16 protein-coding genes are annotated in these 18751 nt (G+C 42.2%); 15 read left to right on the top strand and 1 reads right to left on the bottom strand.

All coding sequences use genetic code 11. From position 1 onward, the window contains the following. Positions 1 to 9: 9 nt before the first annotated feature. The 11 genes from MB380_RS05520 (at position 10) to MB380_RS05470 (ending at position 10117) form a co-directional block, all read left to right on the top strand. Entirely contained in the window at positions 10 to 951 is a 942-nt protein-coding gene (locus tag MB380_RS05520) for an NADP-dependent oxidoreductase (protein ID WP_253533805.1), read from the top strand. 45 nt (positions 952 to 996) lie between these two features. Continuing rightward, complete coding sequence (locus MB380_RS05515) at positions 997 to 1398, top strand: DoxX family protein (protein WP_253533804.1); 402 nt, start codon at positions 997 to 999, stop codon at positions 1396 to 1398. Positions 1399 to 1497: 99 nt separating this feature from the next. Beyond that, positions 1498 to 1956: a hypothetical protein gene (locus MB380_RS05510; protein ID WP_253533803.1), complete on the top strand. Its 459-nt coding sequence runs from the start codon at positions 1498 to 1500 to the stop codon at positions 1954 to 1956. Between the two features lie 131 nt (positions 1957 to 2087). Continuing rightward, positions 2088 to 2312 (top strand): DUF4287 domain-containing protein, encoded by a 225-nt coding sequence (locus MB380_RS05505; protein WP_253533802.1) that lies wholly within the window; start codon positions 2088 to 2090, stop codon positions 2310 to 2312. A gap of 39 nt (positions 2313 to 2351) precedes the next feature. Next, positions 2352 to 3206, top strand: coding sequence for a ThuA domain-containing protein (locus MB380_RS05500; RefSeq protein ID WP_253533801.1), 855 nt, complete (start codon positions 2352 to 2354; stop codon positions 3204 to 3206). Between the two features lie 25 nt (positions 3207 to 3231). Then, the gene (locus MB380_RS05495; protein WP_253533800.1) at positions 3232 to 3639 is read left to right on the top strand and encodes a VOC family protein; all 408 of its coding nucleotides are present in this window, start codon (positions 3232 to 3234) and stop codon (positions 3637 to 3639) included. A gap of 193 nt (positions 3640 to 3832) precedes the next feature. Beyond that, a complete protein-coding gene (locus MB380_RS05490) occupies positions 3833 to 5092 on the top strand; it encodes an asparagine synthetase B (protein ID WP_253533799.1) in 1260 nt (419 codons plus the stop codon). 219 nt (positions 5093 to 5311) lie between these two features. Beyond that, positions 5312 to 5875, top strand: a complete 564-nt coding sequence (locus tag MB380_RS05485; protein ID WP_253533798.1) for an NfeD family protein — start codon at positions 5312 to 5314, stop codon at positions 5873 to 5875. Positions 5876 to 5898: 23 nt separating this feature from the next. Then, a complete protein-coding gene (locus MB380_RS05480; RefSeq protein WP_253533797.1) occupies positions 5899 to 7413 on the top strand; it encodes a flotillin family protein in 1515 nt (504 codons plus the stop codon). A gap of 163 nt (positions 7414 to 7576) precedes the next feature. Beyond that, positions 7577 to 8770, top strand: a complete 1194-nt coding sequence (locus MB380_RS05475) for a M20 family metallopeptidase (protein WP_253533796.1) — start codon at positions 7577 to 7579, stop codon at positions 8768 to 8770. Between the two features lie 315 nt (positions 8771 to 9085). Continuing rightward, a complete protein-coding gene (locus MB380_RS05470) occupies positions 9086 to 10117 on the top strand; it encodes a Gfo/Idh/MocA family protein (RefSeq protein WP_253535537.1) in 1032 nt (343 codons plus the stop codon). A gap of 62 nt (positions 10118 to 10179) precedes the next feature. Here the strand turns inward: MB380_RS05470 and MB380_RS05465 are convergent, their stop codons facing one another. Further along, positions 10180 to 12501 (bottom strand): PQQ-dependent sugar dehydrogenase, encoded by a 2322-nt coding sequence (locus tag MB380_RS05465; protein WP_253533795.1) that lies wholly within the window; start codon positions 12499 to 12501, stop codon positions 10180 to 10182. Positions 12502 to 12811: 310 nt separating this feature from the next. On the opposite strand from MB380_RS05465, the gene MB380_RS05460 reads away from it, so the two are divergent. From MB380_RS05460 to MB380_RS05445, 4 genes are all read left to right on the top strand, one after another. Further along, positions 12812 to 13804, top strand: a complete 993-nt coding sequence (locus tag MB380_RS05460) for a glycoside hydrolase family 43 protein (protein WP_253533794.1) — start codon at positions 12812 to 12814, stop codon at positions 13802 to 13804. A gap of 120 nt (positions 13805 to 13924) precedes the next feature. Next, positions 13925 to 14308, top strand: coding sequence for a hypothetical protein (locus MB380_RS05455; RefSeq protein ID WP_253533793.1), 384 nt, complete (start codon positions 13925 to 13927; stop codon positions 14306 to 14308). Between the two features lie 110 nt (positions 14309 to 14418). After that, on the top strand, positions 14419 to 17541 hold the full coding sequence (locus MB380_RS05450; protein WP_253533792.1) for an efflux RND transporter permease subunit: 3123 nt from the start codon (positions 14419 to 14421) through the stop codon (positions 17539 to 17541). Beyond that, positions 17538 to 18749, top strand: a complete 1212-nt coding sequence (locus MB380_RS05445; RefSeq protein WP_253533791.1) for a TolC family protein — start codon at positions 17538 to 17540, stop codon at positions 18747 to 18749. Before MB380_RS05450 ends, MB380_RS05445 begins: the two co-directional genes overlap by 4 nt. Positions 18750 to 18751: the final 2 nt, after the last annotated feature.

Genomic DNA, 18751 nt, shown 5'->3' with positions numbered 1-18751 from the left:
TACCTATAAATGAAAGCAATAGTATTAAAAGAATTTGGCGGCGTTGAAAACTTTTCGATAGAAGACATGCCCCTGCCGACTATTAACGAGCAGGAAGTATTGGTAGAAGTACAAGCCGTTAGTATTAATCCGGTAGATGCAAAGACACGCTCAGGCAAAGCCATGGCCGGCAGGCTGAAAACTGAGAGTCCGGTTATATTGGGTTGGGATATCTCCGGTGTGGTAACCCGGACGGGCTCAGAAGTAACAACCTTTAAAGTGGGCGATGAAGTTTTTGGCATGGTCAATTTCCCCGGGCATGGTAAGGCTTATGCCGAGTACGTGGCCGCTCCTGCAGCACATCTGGCACTGAAACCAGGCAATATTACCCATGAAGAAGCGGCAGCTGCTACTCTGGCAGCATTGACAGCCTGGCAGGCACTACATACGCACAGTAAAATAAAACCTAATGACCGTGTGTTGATACATGCCGCTGCAGGTGGTGTCGGGCATTTTGCGGTTCAACTAGCAAAGCACTTGGGCGCTTACGTAATAGGCACTGCTTCAGCGGTCAATAAAGAATTTGTGTTAAGTCTGGGTGCTGATGAATACTTCGATTACAAAGCCCAACCATTTGAAGAAGTAATAAATGATTTTGATATTGTGCTGGATACCGTTGGTGGTAATAATATTGAACGCTCATTTGAAGTAGTAAAAAAAGGCGGAACAGTGATTACATTACCCTCAAACACCTCAGAAGGCATAGTTGAAAAAGCAAAAGAGAAAGGCATTAACGGTTTCTTCTTCCTGGTGCAGTCGAACGGAGAAGATATGCAACAAATAGCCTCTCTTCTTGAAAGCGGAACATTAAAAGCCCACGTGTCGGGTGTTTATACCTTTGGCCAAATAGGCAAAGCCCATCAGCAGATAGAGACTGGCTCAACCAAGGGAAAAATTGTTATAATACCCTGACAATTCTGATTGTATCAGCAATAAATCAATAATCTATTAACAACCATGATTAACAATTCTTCAACATTTTTGCTTCTTCGCCTGGCGGTAGGCATGAGCATGTTTGGCCACGGTTTTGTGCGGGTTTTTAAACTGGCCAAATTCAGCGAATGGATGCTTGGGAAATATGAAAACTCCTTGCTGCCAGCCGCACTGGTTAAGCCGTTCAGCTATGCGCTGCCCATAATTGAACTCGTTATAGGCGTATTAATCATTATTGGTCTGTTTACCAGACAGGCTTTACTGGTTGGGGGTATCACGATGGTAATACTTATTTTTGGTTCCTGCATGATAGAAGATTGGGGCGGTATCCCGTCTCAAATGATACATACTTTCTTTTTTGCCCTATTGCTTTCTTATCTCAACCATAACAGTTACGCGGTTGACAGCGCCTCAAAAAAACAATAAATTTTTAGGCCTTATGTAAAAGTTTAAAAAATCTTCAGCTGCACTGACATACGGTTGTCAGTGCAGCTGATTTGTTTTGAAGCATAAACCAATTGACTTATGCTTCCGGAAACCAACACCAACATTCGTGCTAATAAGTATCAGTATCTGCAAGAAAGCGTGCATTACCATGTTCAATGCAGCAGAAAAATAATCCAAAACCTAAAACCTAAGTCTATCAATCCTGCATTGAAGGATAAACTCTGTCAGATATGGCAGGTAGAATCTGCCTGGTTTGCCTGTATCCGGTGCGTACCTCACCCCTACCGGCATGATAGTCAGTTTTTATCTGAAGAAATATTAAACAGCTGGGCACAATTATCCAATCAATTTTCGGCATACGTTTGGTCGCTCAATGAATCCCGTATGAATGAAATGGTTCATGTTTACATACCGGGTGTTTTAGATTTTTATATACCCAGATTCAATCTTATACAAATTTGTATTGACCACAGTAAAATCCACCATGAACAACTCAGCAAATTGCTGGTGAATCCTGTGTCAGACTTTAAATATTAGTTTGTTTCACGCTTGCTTAAATATCTTGCATCATTTTTCCAGAAGCATTACCAGAACGCACCTCTTGCATTTTACCTTAATAAATTATAGTATTGAGAAAAAACTCTTTTCAGAATTAAATCTTTACTGCCATGTCGTTTCAGGCTTATATTGATAACATTCAAAAGAAAACAGGAAAAACCCCTGAAGATTTTAAAAAACTGGCCGAAGCCAAAGGCTTATTAAGGCCTGATGTTAAAGCCGGTGAAATTGTGGCATGGCTGAAAGCGGATTTTGACCTGGGGCATGGGCACGCCATGGCTATTTATGCCACCCTGAACCCAAAGCATGCCGATAAACTAAAAGACAAGAAATAGAGCCAAAAACCAGATTTTACAATTCAACCATAAAATAGAATGATTTCTACCGCGCGTGTCTGCTTAGTTACACTACTTGTGTTGTTGGTCTGCTTAGTTGGCCATGCGCAAAAACGTAAACCCCAATTTAAAGTAATTGCTTTTTACACGGCCAAAAACGATAAAGCTCATATTAGCTTTGTTGGCGAAGCCAACAGATGGTTTCCGAAAATGGCAGAAGAAAATAACTTTGTTTATGATTCAACCAAAGACTGGAACAATCTGAATACCGGATTCTTAAAAAAGTATCAGGTTGTTATATTTCTGGATACACGCCCGGAAGACCCCACACAAAGAGAGGCATTCAGACAATATATGGAAAACGGTGGTGCCTGGATGGGTTTTCACTTTTCAGCATTTGCGCTCAATAATTCAGCTTTTAATCAGGACTGGGATTGGTACCATAACCAGTTTCTGGGTTCCGGCGAATATAAGAGTAATACATGGCGACCTACCCCGGCGGTTTTAAGAATTGAAACAAAAGACCATCCTGCTACAAAAAACCTGCCCGAAACCTTCAAATCATCGCCCAATGAATGGTATCGCTGGAGCAATGATTTAAAAGCGAACCCTGATATTGAAATACTCTTATCTATTGACCCCGGCAGTTTCCCGCTAGGCACAGGCCCCAAACAGCATGAGATTTGGCATAGTGGCTATTATCCGGTGGTCTGGACCAACAAAAATTATAAAATGATTTATGCCAATATGGGGCATAACGACATTGACTACGAAGGCAAAACCAACAAAGAATTATCTTTTACCTTCAACAACGCTACTCAAAACCAGCTTCTGCTGAACGCCCTGCTTTGGCTGGGTGATGGCAAAAAAGTGAAACGGGCTAAAAAACAATAAAGAATTGACATTAATCACCAAAGCCATGAAACAGCAAATTGCCCGGATATCCTTAATTGTAAAGGATTATGATGAAGCCATAGAATTTTACACAAAAAAATTGAATTTCAAGCTCCTTCAGGACACTCCCTTAAACGACAACAAACGCTGGGTAATCGTTAGCCCTCCCGGAAACACTTCGGGTTGCAGTTTATTGCTGGCTAAGGCATCATCAGAAGAGCAGGAAACAAGAATCGGGAATCAGACAGGCGGGCGTGTTTTTTTATTTCTTTTTACAGAAAACTTCTGGCGGGATTATGAAAATATGACAGCCCAACAAATCAGTTTTATAAGAGAACCGTCAGTAGAAGAGTACGGAACAGTAGCTGTATTTGAGGATTTATACGGTAATTTATGGGACCTCATAGAACCCAATCAAAACTTTACTTCTTAATGCACGATTGTTGTTAATTTTATTACCCGCATAACCAATCGCTACAAACTATCAGGTAATATTCTTTTTCTCTGGTAAAATCCACCAACCTTTAACACTTGCACTAAAGCATTGGTTATCAGCAAATAAAAAGACAAAAAATACTGAATCTTTAAAATTGCTTAGTATATTTGATTAAAAACTTACCTGGGCAATGGCAAAGAAATTACTGGTTCTATGCTTATTATTGAACGCCTGGCAATCTTTTGCCAACTCAATACTGATACCGATGGACGACAGTCAATCGAACCATCTGAAAGCCTATGGTATTGCCTACCAGCATTTACAAGCCAACCTTGAACTGGACTGGCTTATAAATTACAGAGGTGGTAGCTTTTTGTTCGATTACACGCCTACGCTGCAGAAAGAATGCCTGGTCAGAGGGGTAGCTTTTGAGGTGCTATCGTCTGCCAGGGTACAAACCATCAAAAGAGAAATTTCAGACCCCGACGTAAACATGGAAATGGTGCGACTATATAAAGCCGCCAAAATTGCTGTTTACTCGCCCGTTAAAATAAGCCTTTCAAATTTTGAAGATACCGACGCCGTTTTACTGGCATTAAAATATGCCGAGATTCCGTTTGAGGTTATTTATGATGAAGAGATTATCAGAGGAGATTTAGCCAAGTATGACTGGCTGCATTTGCATCATGAAGATTTTACAGGCCAGTTCGGCAAAAACATGCGTCGGATGTCGCCTGCCGATATGAAAGCACAGGAAGACATTGCCCGCAGGCTTAATTACAGAAAGATTTCGAGCCTGAAACTGGATGTCGCCAAAATGATAAAGATGTTTTGTATGGGCGGAGGATACCTGTTTGCTATGTGTTCGGGGGCTGAAACGCTTGACATTGCGCTATCTGCCGAAAATACCGATATCGTAAGTAGCCGGTTTGATGGCGACGACATAGACGCCCAAGCGCAGTCGAAACTGGATTTCGACAAAACACTGGCCTTTCATAACTTCAACCTGTCGCTTAACGATAACGAGGGCTATTATGGTTCTATGTCTTTTTCAGACATCAACGTATGGTCTGGCCGCTTTGACGACGAAATAACTTCTTATTTCAATTTGTTCGAATTCTCAGCCAAGTGGGATGTCATCCCGGCCATGCTTTGCCAGAACCATGAGCATCTGATCAGGGAGTTTATGGGACAAACTTCTTCGTTTAATAAAAAGACTGTTAAACCCAATGTACTGGTGATGGGCGAAGGAAGGGAGTCTGACCGCTATATTTATGGTGAACTCGGTCTTGGCCAATGGGTTTTCTACGGTGGCCATGACCCCGAGGGTCGGCGGGGTTTTCACCGCATTCCTACCGACCTGAATCTTTTTCCGCATTCACCCGGCTACAGACTTATTCTCAACAACGTATTGTTTCCTTCGGCCAAAAAGAAGAAACGAAAAACCTGATGATACATTTTTAATAAAAAATTAAACATCATAAAAACCATCACATTTGCCTGCTTTTACTCCACAATGCTGCTGGTAAAATAGTAAAACACACCATTTTCAAACCGGTTTCTAATTCATTTCGCCCTCTTGTCAAAATCACCTGGCACGTTTACCCGATAATTTCATTATTTTGGGGTATTAAACTTTTGGCTTTTGACATAAACTTCATTAAACCCTATGGATTTTTTAAACAACTTAGAGCCTCTGCTCCGTTCCTTCTGGTATGTGGCTGTGCCGACTAGTGTTATCTTTCTGATTCAGACCATCCTGACGTTTGCAGGAGTTGATGCGGCCGACGGCCTTGATGCTGATTTTGATGGAGACATGAGTGGTACCGATGAACCCTTCCAGCTTTTTTCGTTCCGGAACCTTATCAATTTTCTTTTAGGATTCAGTTGGACAGGCATTTCATTTTACCAACTGATAGCCAACCCTCTTTTGCTAATTGCCCTTGCCATTTTAGTTGGGGCCGGTTTTGTTGCCCTTTTTTTCTTTATCATTTTGCAGATAAGAAAACTATCTCAAAACAATACCTTCCGTATTGCAAGCACTATCAATCAGGTCGGCTCGGTTTATTTGAGCATCCCTGGTCAAAAGAATGGTAAAGGCAAAGTACAGATAAGCGTAAAAGGCGCTTTTTTTGAACTGGACGCCATAACTACTCAAGAAAGAATCAAAACCGGCGAGTCTGTCAGAATCATCGGCGTTGAAAACAACACCTTAATTGTAGAAAAAATTTAATCATTTAAACACTTCTTTTAAAAATGACTTCTCCACTTTTAATTATTGTTGTGGCGGTGTTTGTGCTATTTGTAACAATCACGGCTCTTATTTCAAGATACAAAAGATGCCCCTCTGATAAAATTCTGGTGATTTATGGTAGAACAGGCGGCAGCTCGGCTAAATGTATTCACGGAGGGGGCGAATTTATCTGGCCGGTGTTTCAGGACTTTGCCTTTCTTGATTTGAAACCCATCTCAATTGAGGCCAACCTGACCAATGCGCTGAGCCGCCAGAATATCAGGGTAGATGTACCCTGCCGGTTTACTATTGCTATTTCAACCGAGGCCGATAGTATGAATAACGCCGCTGAAAGACTATTAGGCCTGAGCGCCGACCAGATTCAGGAGCTGTCTAAAGACATCCTGTTTGGTCAGTTGCGTTTGGTAATTGCCACAATGACCATTGAGGAAATCAATTCAGACCGTGACAAGTTTCTGGATAACATATCGAAAAACGTTGATACAGAACTGAAAAAAATCGGTTTGAAGCTAATAAACGTTAACGTAACAGACATTAAAGATGAGTCTGGCTATATTGAAGCATTGGGTAAAGAGGCAGCAGCAAAGGCCATTAATGAAGCAAAGATAAGTGTGGCTGAACAAGAGAAAATCGGGGAAACCGGTAAAGCCATGGCCGACCGTGAAAGAGATACACAGATTGCCGAAACTCACCGCGACCGAGACGTTAAAATTGCAATAACCCAGAAAGACAGAGAAATCAGCATCGCATCGGCAGGTAAAGATGAAGCCATTGGTAAGGCTGAAGCCAGCCGCGACACCCGTGTAAAAACGGCAGAGGCCAATGCCGTTGCCGTGCAGGGCGAAAACGAAGCCCGCATTTCAATTGCCAATTCTGAGGCACAAAGAAGAGAAAAAGAGGCAGAAGCGCTTCGTCTGGCCATTTCGGCCGAAAAAGTGCAACAGGCCAAAGCATTGGAAGAAGCCTATGTAGCCGAGCAAAAAGCAGAGTTGGCTCGCTCGGAAAGAGAACGCTCTACCCAAATTGCCAATATTGTGGTGCCTGCTGAAATTGCCAAGCAGAGAGCCATTATAGAAGCCCAGGCCGAAGCAGAACGCATCAGAGAAAATGCCAAAGGTGAGGCTGATGCCATTTATGCCAAAATGGAAGCCGAAGCAAAAGGTTTATATGAAATACTAACCAAGCAGGCCGAAGGTTATAAAGAGGTAGTAGCTGCTGCCGGCGGCGACCCAACCAAGGCGTTCCAGCTATTGCTGATTGAAAAACTACCTGAATTAGTTAAAACACAGGTAGAGGCTGTCAAAAACATTAAAATTGATAAAATTACAGTGTGGGACTCTGGCAATGGTACCTCTGAAAACGGCAACTCATCTACTGCTAATTTTGTATCTGGCATGATGAAAACAGTACCCCCGCTAAACGACCTTTTCAATATGGCCGGGCTGAATCTGCCCAATTACCTGAAAGGGGAAGATTTGCCCGCAGAAAAAACAGAAGAACCTAAAACCGAAAAATAAAAAAAGCTACCCGGTTTAATTTATAGTGCCAGCTACCGGGTAGCACTATTTTTTGTTTAATTACTCAATAAAGCCACGATACATGCGTATCTTAGCGGCCTGAATATAAGTTTGAATTACAGGCAGATAAATACTGCTTTGTTTGTTAACTACTGTTACGCCTATGTCTCTCGACTCAAAAATAAAACAGCTGGCCAAAGAATATGCCGCTGAAACTATTGCCAATCGCCGTTATCTGCATACTAATCCCGAGCTTTCGTTTCAGGAATACAATACAGCCAGATTTGTTGCACAAAAGCTGAAAGACCTTGGCCTGTCTCCACAGGAAGGCATTGCTGATACAGGTGTAGTAGCGCTTATTGAAGGGCGCAATCCTGAAAGCAAAGTGGTGGGTCTGAGAGCCGATATGGATGCCTTACCCATTTTTGAGAAAAACGATGTGCCCTATAAATCGGTTAATGAGGGCGTTATGCACGCTTGCGGGCATGATGTACATACGTCTTCTTTGTTAGGCACAGCACGTATTCTGAGCCAACTGAAAGATGAATTTGAAGGAACCATCAAGCTGGTTTTTCAGCCGGCGGAAGAAAAAGCCCCTGGTGGGGCATCCATTATGATAAAAGAAGGCGTACTTGAAAATCCGGCTCCTGCCAGTATGCTGGGGCAACATGTGGCGCCTAATGTGCCTGTTGGTAAAATCGGATTCCGGGAAGGGATGTACATGGCCAGTACCGATGAACTCTACCTGACCATTAAAGGCAAAGGCGGACACGGCGCCATGCCCGACCAATTAATTGACCCCGTACTGATTGCCTCGCATGTAATTGTTTCACTTCAACAGATAATTTCCCGCAATAAAAAACCGGCCAACCCTTCGGTACTTTCTTTTGGGAGATTCATTGCCGATGGCGTTACTAATGTGATTCCTAATGAGGTTACCATTCAGGGGACTTTCAGATGTATGGATGAAGAATGGAGAGAAGACGGGCTGCGACGCATGAAAAAAATGGCAGAGGGCATTACAGAAGCCATGGGCGGTATCTGTGATTTTGAAATTGTAAGAGGTTACCCTTTTCTGAAAAACCATCCTGAATTGACCCGCCGCATGAAAACAGCTGCTACTGCTTACATGGGCAAAGAAAACGTAATTGACCTTGATTTATGGATGGCGGGTGAAGACTTTGCGTTTTACTCTCAGGTGGTTGACTCATGCTTTTACCGACTGGGAACCAGAAATGAGGCCAAAGGCATAATTTCTGGTGTGCATACCCCTACTTTTGATATTGATGAAACAGCCCTTGAGATTGGCCCGGGTTTAATGGCATGGCTGGCTCTTGATGAATTAAGTACCCGTTAGTCAGTAGCTATACAGTCAGAAACTTTCACAGTTTCAAGAAAATACAAATATTTCGATAAATAGAATTTATTTTAAATGTATCACCTAAATTGTAAAAATAATATATATTGTATTTTCAAGATATGTTGAAAACATAACATCATTCTCTTCACTGCATTATGGAGCTCCACAGCCGGCTTGGGAACGTTTAAGATTATAAATTTGTAATTTATCAAGGTAAAAAATATAGTTTTTCCGTTGTTAATTGAGCAACCCTAATTTAGTAAAACAAAACTTATGAGCCAGATCAGAGTATTAGTAGTTGGCTGTGGTAATATGGGGGCATCGCATGCTATTGCCTACAAAACCATTGGCGGATTTGAAATTTGCGGTATTGTTTCAACCGGTAAAAGTAAAGAAGTATTAAATGAGCGCCTTGGGGGTGGTTATCCTTTGTTCTCAGATTACGACGAAGCATTGGCCAAAACCAAGCCTGATGCCGTTTGTATTTCTACTTACCCCGACACCCACGAGGCGTTTGCCATCAAAGCCTTTGAAAGTGGTGCCCATGTATTTATAGAAAAGCCGGTGGCCGACACCGTAGAAGGTGCAGAAAGAGTGGCTGCCGCAGCCAATAAGTATGGCAAAAAATTGGTTGTAGGTTATATTTTGCGTCATCACCCGTCATGGGAAAAATTCGTAGAGTTGTCGCATCAGCTTGGTAAGCCTCTGGTAATGCGGATGAATCTTAACCAGCAGAGCCACGGCAATATGTGGGATGTGCACCGCAACCTGATGAAAAGCCTTAGCCCTATTGTAGATTGCGGCGTGCATTATATAGACGTAATGTGCCAGATGACCCGCTCTAAACCCTTACAGGTAACAGCAATTGGCGCCAGATTGACAGATGATATTCCGCAGGATAATTATAACTACGGCCAGTTGCAAATCAGATTTGAAGATGGCTCAGTAGGCTGGTATGAAGCAGGCTGGGGACCCATGATGAGCGAAACCGCATTTTTTGTTAAAGACGTTATAGGCCCTAAAGGCTGTGTTTCAATTGTAGCGAAAGAAGCAGGCGGCACCGGCAAGTCAGACAATGTCGATTCTCACACCAAAACGGAGTCGTTACGTTTTCATCATGCCGACATTGACGTAAAAAATCAGTTTTTACAAGATGATGAATGGATAAACCTGACTGACGAGCCTGACCATCAGGAACTTTGCAACAGAGAACAAAGATATTTTCTGAAAGCTATACAGGATGATCTAGACCTGACAGACCACATTCAGGATGCCGTAAATAGCTTGAAAATTGCTTTTGCCTGCGATGAATCTGTAAAAACGGGGCAGGTAGTTTATCTTTAAAATTGGCTTTCTTTTTATATTCAAAAGCCGGATGAATCTATAATCATCCGGCTTTTTTGTGGCTATTCTTTATAAATTCTGAAAACCCTGGTTTTGTCGCCGTAATTTATAGTAAGAAAATAGATTCCTATACTCTGGCTCGACAAAGCCTTATTCACGTCTTCTTTCAAGTTTACCCAATAGCCCTCTTTTTTGCTTATTGACTGGCCTCTGCTATCAACCAGGTTTATTTTTACAAATTGATTTTCAAAATCTTTATTGGCCAGCAAAGAAATCGTGTTTGGGGTAGGATTTGGATAAACCCCCAGGATAATTTCTTCCGGGTCAGGGTCAGGATCTGGGTCGGGATCCGGATTAGGGTCGGGGTCAGGATCCGGGTCAGGGTCTTTTGGACAAATCGGAATTACGCCTTTGTTGAAAGTACCACTTAAACCTGTTGGGTCAGTTACCACAAGACTTATTCTGTAGTAATACTCCTGGTTATCGCATGGCACGCGACCCAAAACAACCTCTCCCTCCGGTTTTTTAAAACTGGTTACAAAATGGGTGTGCTGGTCATGGTGCAACACAACTATCCATTGATACGATAAATCAGTATGTTCATCATCAACAACAGATGCCGAAAGTTTTACTTTGTAGTCTGCTACATTTGAAAAACTATCGAGCGAATCAATGCTTGTTTTTAATATTTTCGGTGGGGTATTATTCAGATAGACCACAAACGTTTTGGTGTCTGACTTACCCACGTTATCTGTAACAGTAAGTGTTACGGTTGCTTCTTTAATTTGGTCGTCCGTATGAATATACACATTGTATGGGTCAGGCTCATCAGAAGTAATCCCGTCTCCAAAATCCCAATGAAATTTTAAGGGTCCACCCTCAGGGTCTTTTGAATCGCTGGCTTTAAACTTAACAAATAGGGGTGTTTTACCGTAATTGGTCGACATCTCAGCAACTACAATTGGTCTCAGGTTTGCCTGAGGGTCAAAGTAAATTCTTCTAACCTCATTTTTATCCGGATAATCATAGCTGACATAATAAATACTGCCATCAAGTGGGTTCTGGGCAAAGCAAGTCGGAAAAACACCGTCTGTGATATCAATTACCTCAACTGCATTGTTGTTACCGTTAAGCCTGAATGCTTTTACCCAGCCTTGGTAGTCACCCTGAAAATACAGATTCCTGTAATTTTCCGGAAAAGCATCTGATGTATCAAAAATACCACCTATTGAAGCAATCCCCGTAAAAGGATTCCCTTTAAACTGAAGAGACCCAACGCCATAAGTTTCGCCATTAACTGTACTTTGCGCCAAAGGCCCTCGCCACTCAACAATCGGCATTACCGGATTCACAGGCCTGTAAGCCGAGTCTGAATATGACTGATTTACATAGCTAATACCTTCATACATGGGCCAGCCAAAATTCTGCCCACCTTTAGTTACTATATTAATTTCTTCCCGGTGGTCCCAGCCTACATCACCTACAAATAAAGTACCCGGATTACCATCTGCCGGATTCGTGCTACCAGTATTTGGTTGCACCACAAACCGGAACGGATTACGCAAACCATAAGCCCAGACTCTAGATTTCGCCGCTCTGGGGTTTGCTGCCTCATAGAAAGGGTTAGAGGCCAGTCCATCGCCGGTTACTGGGTCAATTCTAAGCAATTTACCGTTAAAGCAATTAATAATCTGGCTTTTAAAAGCATTTACGTTTAGCTCAGGAGTAATAATGCCTACTTCAATAGCTTCAAGAAACCATGGACTTTTACTGTCATCAGATGGTGGCTCGCTGGTAATAGATGCATCGCCCACCGACACAAGCAAGGTACCATCTTTCCCGAAAACCAAAGAACCAACACCATGATTATCTGTCAGAATAGGAATACCTGTTGATATACTCTCTCCAATCAGTACTTTCCGGCTATTGTAATCAGTACTTTTAAAGTCATCATCTTTTTTGAGCGTATATCTGGTAACCCTGCCGATAGATGTTTTAAAATTTTCTTCAATGCCAGGATTATACTCGGGCGTGCCATAGTATAAAACATGATGCCTTCTGGCAGTATAAAGCAGATAAATATGGCCGTTGTTAAGGAAATCAGGGTCCAGAACAACTCCATTGAGCCCATGATCATTGAAATTAAGTACTTCTTCACTGATATCTAAAACAGGAACCGGATTCTTTACTCCCTTTTCGACCATATATATTTTCCCTGCTTTTTCCCAAACATACATTCTACCCAATTTATCGAAAGTCAGCCCAACGGGTATTGTCCAGTTATCAGAGATTTTTTCATCGATAAATCCGGGAGGCTGAGCAAAACATAGAGAGCTGATACATAAGAAGAAAGCAAAAAACAGATATGGAATTTTTCTTGTCATGATGCTGATTTAAATAGACAGAATGCTTCTGGATTTTAGTAACAACGGGGTAATTGAAGATAATCTTATACAAATATATCAACTTTTATTGAAGGGCATTGCCTTTAACGAATGCATTTTTTTAAAACAAGGCTTCAATTAAAACCTGGTTCTGCTGCCATATTTAACTTCATTACCTTAAATACCGATGTTACATCGTTTAAAAGCCATGACGACTACCTGGCTTAATTGGTTGTTCCTTCAGAAAATAAACATTTGTGGCTTATATTTACAACTCAAAAAATTTCAACCTTATTTTCTATCAAAACCTATGTTAAAGCTAAAAAGCCCGGTTCGTTTTCTGTTAACCACACTGCTAATAGCCTTGGCTGTTAGTTGTATCTTTGCTCAAAACAAAAAAACAGCCGGAAACCCCGTTTTTCAAGGATGGTACGCCGACCCCGAAGGTACCATTTTCGGCAAAAAGTATTGGATATACCCCACCTACTCGGCTCCTTATGGCAAACAGGTATTTTTTGATGCCTTTTCTTCTCCGGATCTCGTAACCTGGACCAAACATGAACGCATATTAGACACCGCATCTATAAAATGGGCAAAACGTGCCATGTGGGCGCCATCTATTATTGAAAAAGATAAAAAGTATTATCTCTTCTTTGGTGCCAATGATATTCAGAGCGACAAAGAATTGGGTGGCATAGGCATAGCTGTTGCCAATAAACCTGAAGGGCCATTCAGAGATTACCTGGGCAAACCACTGATAGACAAATTTCATAATGGAGCCCAACCTATCGACCAGTTTGTATTTAAAGACAATGACGAATACTACCTTATTTATGGCGGCTGGAGACACTGCAACATTGCTCATCTGAAAAAAGATTTTACGGGTTTTATACCTTATGAAGACGGAAGTATATTTAAAGAGATTACCCCGGAAAACTATGTTGAAGGACCATTTATGTTTAAAAAAGATGGCAAATATTACTTTATGTGGTCGGAAGGCGGCTGGACTGGCCCCAACTACAGTGTTGCCTATGCCATTGCCGATACCCCCTTCGGGCCATTTAAGCGCATAGGTAAAATACTACAACAAAACCCTGCCATAGCCACAGGTGCGGGTCATCATTCGGTCATCCATGCTGAAGGCAGCAAAGACTGGTACATAGTTTACCACCGCAGGCCATTAACTGAAACCGATGGTAATTCAAGGGTAACCTGCATTGACCAAATGTTTTTTGATAAAAAAGGCCTTATAAAACCGATTGTAATAACCAACGAAGGTGTAGAAAAACAGACCCTGAAATAAATAATTATTTATAATGATTATGAATTACTGAAAAATTCTGCCAAAACGCCGCATTTGTCTATTTTAATGAACCAATTGTATAGATATACTATTATATTTGTACAAAACATCTATAAATATTTGCGGCGTTTCATTGCTGTCATACTGTTTATTACCATCTCATTAGGTAGCCTTGTTCCGAAAGTAAACTGGAGCCAGTCAATTAAGCTTTCAGAACTTGTAACACACTACTACCAGCATAAAAGAGATGCACCCAAAGACTTTAATCTCTGGGTTTTTCTTGTTATGCATTACTCAGCCAACTCAGAACACGCCAAAACAAAACATCCGAGCTTACCCTCTTTTGATATTAACGGTGTAAGCTATATGTATCTTTTACCGTCGCTATTATCCTTTAGCGGTACGGCAGTACTCTCATTTATCAGTAAAGAAGACCATTTCAACTGGCTTAATCATTACTTCTTTTCTGTCGAGTTAAACTTACTCAACCCTCCCAGGGCCTAATCTTCTCTCTCATTTAAACGGCTATCCGGGTCAGTGATGCACTGATTCCGCTAGGCTTATTCTGTTATATCAATATTAAATATTCTACCTCACATTTTCTCATTAACATCATGTTTGATGCCATCATAAAATTTAGTATCAAAAATAAAATTATCATCGGTATGATGGTATTGGGTCTGATTGGCTGGGGCGGATACTCCCTCACCCAATTGCCCATAGATGCCATACCTGATGTTACCAATAATCAGGTGGTAATTTTATCTCAAACACCTACCCTGGCAGCACAGGAAGTGGAGCAATACATTACTTCACCAATTGAGCAACAAATGGCCAACCTGCAGGGAGTAGAAGAAATTCGGTCTACCTCGCGCCTTGGGCTTTCGGTTATTACCATCGTGTTCGACGAATCAATACAAATGCTGCAAGCCAGGCAACTGGTTGCCGAGCAGCTAAAAGCCACTGAAGACAAAATACCAACGCAATTTGGCAAGCCCGAGCTTGCTCCGATAACCACAGGCCTTGGCGAAATTTACCAGTACACCATTGTACCCCGTAAAGGATACGAAGAGCGCTATTCACTGACAGACTTACGGACTATTCAGGACTGGATAGTAAAACGGCAGTTAGCAGGTGTAAAAGGAGTTATAGAAATCAGCAGTTTTGGCGGATACGTCAAACAATATGAAATAAGCGCAAACCCAGAGCGCCTCCGTGCCAATAACACCAGCCTTTCTGAATTGTTTGACGCCCTGAGCAGGAACAATGCCAACACTGGCGGCAGCTATATAGAAAAAAACAACCAGGCGTATTTTATCAGAGGTGAAGGAACCACCAAAACCCTGAGCGATATAGAAAACATTGTGATAAAAACAGCAGGCAATGTGCCGTTGCTGGTAAAGGAGGTAGCCACCGTACAATTTGGCCATGCCAACCGCTTTGGCGCCATGACCCAGAACGGAAAAGGAGAAACAGTTGGTGCAGTAGTGCTGATGCTGAAAGGTGCCGACTCTGAAAAAACCATTAAGGGTGTAAAAGAGCGGATAGCCCGTATTCAGAAAACTTTGCCCGAAGGCCTGGTGATTAATGCATTTATAGACCGTACCAAACTGATTGACAAGGCCATACATACAGTAGAAACCAATCTTATTGAAGGGGGGCTTATTGTGGTATTTGTGCTGGTGCTGCTTATGGGTAGTATCAGAGCAGGCTTGCTGGTGGCCTCTGTTATACCGCTATCAATGCTTGTAACGCTGAGCCTGATGAACACCTTCGGCATTTCTGCCAATCTGATGAGCCTGGGTGCTATTGACTTCGGGCTGATAATTGACGGGTCAATAATTGTGGTGGAAGGCATACTGCATTACCTGCAAGACCGGAGTATGGTACCTCAGAAAACAAAACTGAATCAGCCGGAAATGGATAATCTGGTATTTAAGGCAACTTCAAAAATCCTTAATTCGGCCATCTTCGGAGTTATCATCATCCTCACTGTTTACCTGCCGCTGCTTACCTTGTCTGGTGTTGAAGGCAAAATGTTTAAACCAATGGCTATTACAGTGAGCCTTGCCATTGTGTCGGCACTGGTGCTTTCACTTACCTACGTACCGGCAGTTTCGGCATTGCTTCTTAAAAATGAAGGCAACAAACACTTCAAAATTTCAGACACCATCGTTAATTCAGTTTTCAATGCTTACCAGCCCTTGTTCAAATGGGCTTTACAGAGAAAAAAACTGGTAATAGGCATTGCATTCGGGCTATTTGGCTTTAGTATCTGGATTTTCTCAACACTCGGGGGAGAATTTATACCCACACTTGAAGAAGGAGATATAGCTATTGATTTTCAGACTCCGCCCGGCACATCACTTTCTGCAACTGTAGACGCCACCACCAGGGCTCAAAAAGCATTGAAGAAGCATTTCCCGGAAATACAGCAAATTGTTGGCCGTATAGGTGCATCAGAAGTACCAACAGACCCAATGCCAGTTGAGATGTCAGACCTGATGATATCGATGAAAGACAAATCAGAATGGGTATCAGCCAAAACCAAAGAAGAAATATTTGAAAAAATGGCCGATGTAATTACCCGCGAGGTACCGGGCATGAGCCTGGAGTTTACCCAGCCTATTCAGATGCGCTTTAACGAAATGATTGCCGGCTCACGTTCTGAAATAGTGGTAAAGATATTCGGAAACGACCTTGAAAAACTGGCTGAGCGTGCTAGTGCCTGTGCCGCAGTAATTGAAAAAATTGACGGCGTGGCAAGCATAAAAATTGAACGTCTGGTGGGTTTACCACAGATATCAGTAGTATATAAAAGAGAAAAACTGGCTCAATACGGATTGAATATTGAAGACCTGAACCTGGTTCTTAAAACTGCTTTTGCCGGAGAAAAAGCCGGAACGGTGTTTGAAGATGAAAAAAGGTTTGATATGGTTCTGAGGCTTGACTCTACCTACAGAAATGATATTGACGGCGTAAAAGCATTGTATGTAAAACTGTCCAATGGCTCTTACGTTAACTTTGAAGAGGTGGCCGACATCTCGTATATTTCGGCTCCGGCGCAAATATCACATGAAAACACCAGACGCCGCATAACCATTGGTATAAGCCCGCAAAACCGGGATGTAGAAAGCCTGGTTAACGAAATCCGCCAGAAACTTGATGCACAGGTGAAGCTACCGGCTGGTTATTACTACGTTTATGGTGGTGCTTTTGAAAACCTCCAAAAAGCAAAAGACCGCCTGAGTATAGCTGTACCTGTAGCCTTGTTGCTGATATTCATGCTGCTATATTTTACTTTCAGATCTTTCAGAGAAGCCTCGATGATTTTCACCGCTATTCCGCTTTCTGCCATTGGAGGCATAGTAGCATTATGGGTGCGCGATATGCCCTTCAGTATATCGGCAGGGGTTGGTTTTATTGCACTGTTTGGGGTGGCTGTTCTTAACGGCATTGTATTGCTGAGCCACCTGAATCATCTGGAAAGTGAAGGAATAGATGACATCTATCAGAGAACTTTTCAGGGTGTCAGAGACAGGTTCCGTCCGGTAATCATGACAGCCTCTGTTGCATCGCTGGGCTTTTTACCAATGGCCATTTCGCATTCGGCCGGAGCAGAGGTTCAAAAACCCCTGGCTACAGTGGTTATAGGTGGCCTTATTTCGGCAACCCTTCTTACACTTGTGGTACTACCCGTTATTTATACCTTATTTTCAAAAAAGAAAGTTCAATGAAAACGCAAACACTGAAACATTCAGGCCTTATACTTTGTGTGGTGCTGGCTTTTTTACAAGCCGCCAGAGGGCAAACGCTATCATTGCAACAAAGTATTGATATAGCCGCCAAAAACAATTACCTGCTTAAAATAAGCAGTCTTGAAACCGAAGGCCAACAATTGCTGGTTAAAACAGCCAGAGAACTACCTAAAACCAATATAGATGTGCAGCTGGGTAGAACACAAACACCTTATACCAACGACTACACCTTGGGCCTGGTGCAACAATTTGCACATCCGAAATTGTATCAGGCACAGGCAGATTTGCAGCAAAGCCATGTAGTTGCCAGCCAGAAAAACCAGATTCTGCGCAAATCTGAAATTGTAGGTTCTCTGAAACAGCTATACTATCAGTTGTATTATTATCAGCAATTAAGACAGGCGCTTACCCAGCAGGATAGCGTATACCGTAGCGCCATGCAAATGGCCCAGGCCCGGTATAAAGCCGGCGAAAGCAATGCCCTTGAAAAAATAAGCGCAGAGGTAAGGCTACAGGACATCAATAACCGGCTAAGGATACTGGACAAAGACGAATCGGCTGCTTATCAGGCTTTTAAAATAGTATTGAACAGCAAGGATGATTTTTCGCTTGATTTTTCTTTGCCTCTGAAGAGAGATACCACCGTAATCAGCCGGTCTTTCAACAGCTTGAGTAACCCTCTATTGGCAGTTGTGGAACAACAAACCGAGGTAAGCAAAATGCAGACTAACCTTGAAAAACAGCGATTAAAACCTGACTTTCGTTTGGGAATCATCAATCAGAGTATTGAGCATCAGCTTAACCAGATGGTGGTGTCCGGCGGTATAGGCATACCGATTTTCACCAAAGCGCAGAAAGCAAGAATAGAAGCGGCACAGGTGAACGAAAAAATAGCGGAATCGCATCTGCGGCAGGCCGAAAACCAGATAACAGGCCAGCTTCATGTTTTAAGGCTCAATTATGAGAAACACCGCAGTTCGCTTGCCTATTATGAAAAATACGCTTTACCACAGGCCAACGTGCTCATGAAAAATGCCATGAGAAGCTATCAGAGCGGAGAAATTGATTATGTTGAGCTGGTGCAAAACAATCAGCAGGCATGGCAAATTAAAGACGACTACCTTCTAACAGTTCTAAATTTTAATCACACTATCATTCAGATAGAAACACTACTGGGTATAGACTAAAC

This window comes from Emticicia sp. 21SJ11W-3 (assembly GCF_024138715.1).
Classification (GTDB): domain Bacteria; phylum Bacteroidota; class Bacteroidia; order Cytophagales; family Spirosomataceae; genus Emticicia; species Emticicia fluvialis.
This window is presented reverse-complemented; position numbering and strand designations above follow the sequence as displayed.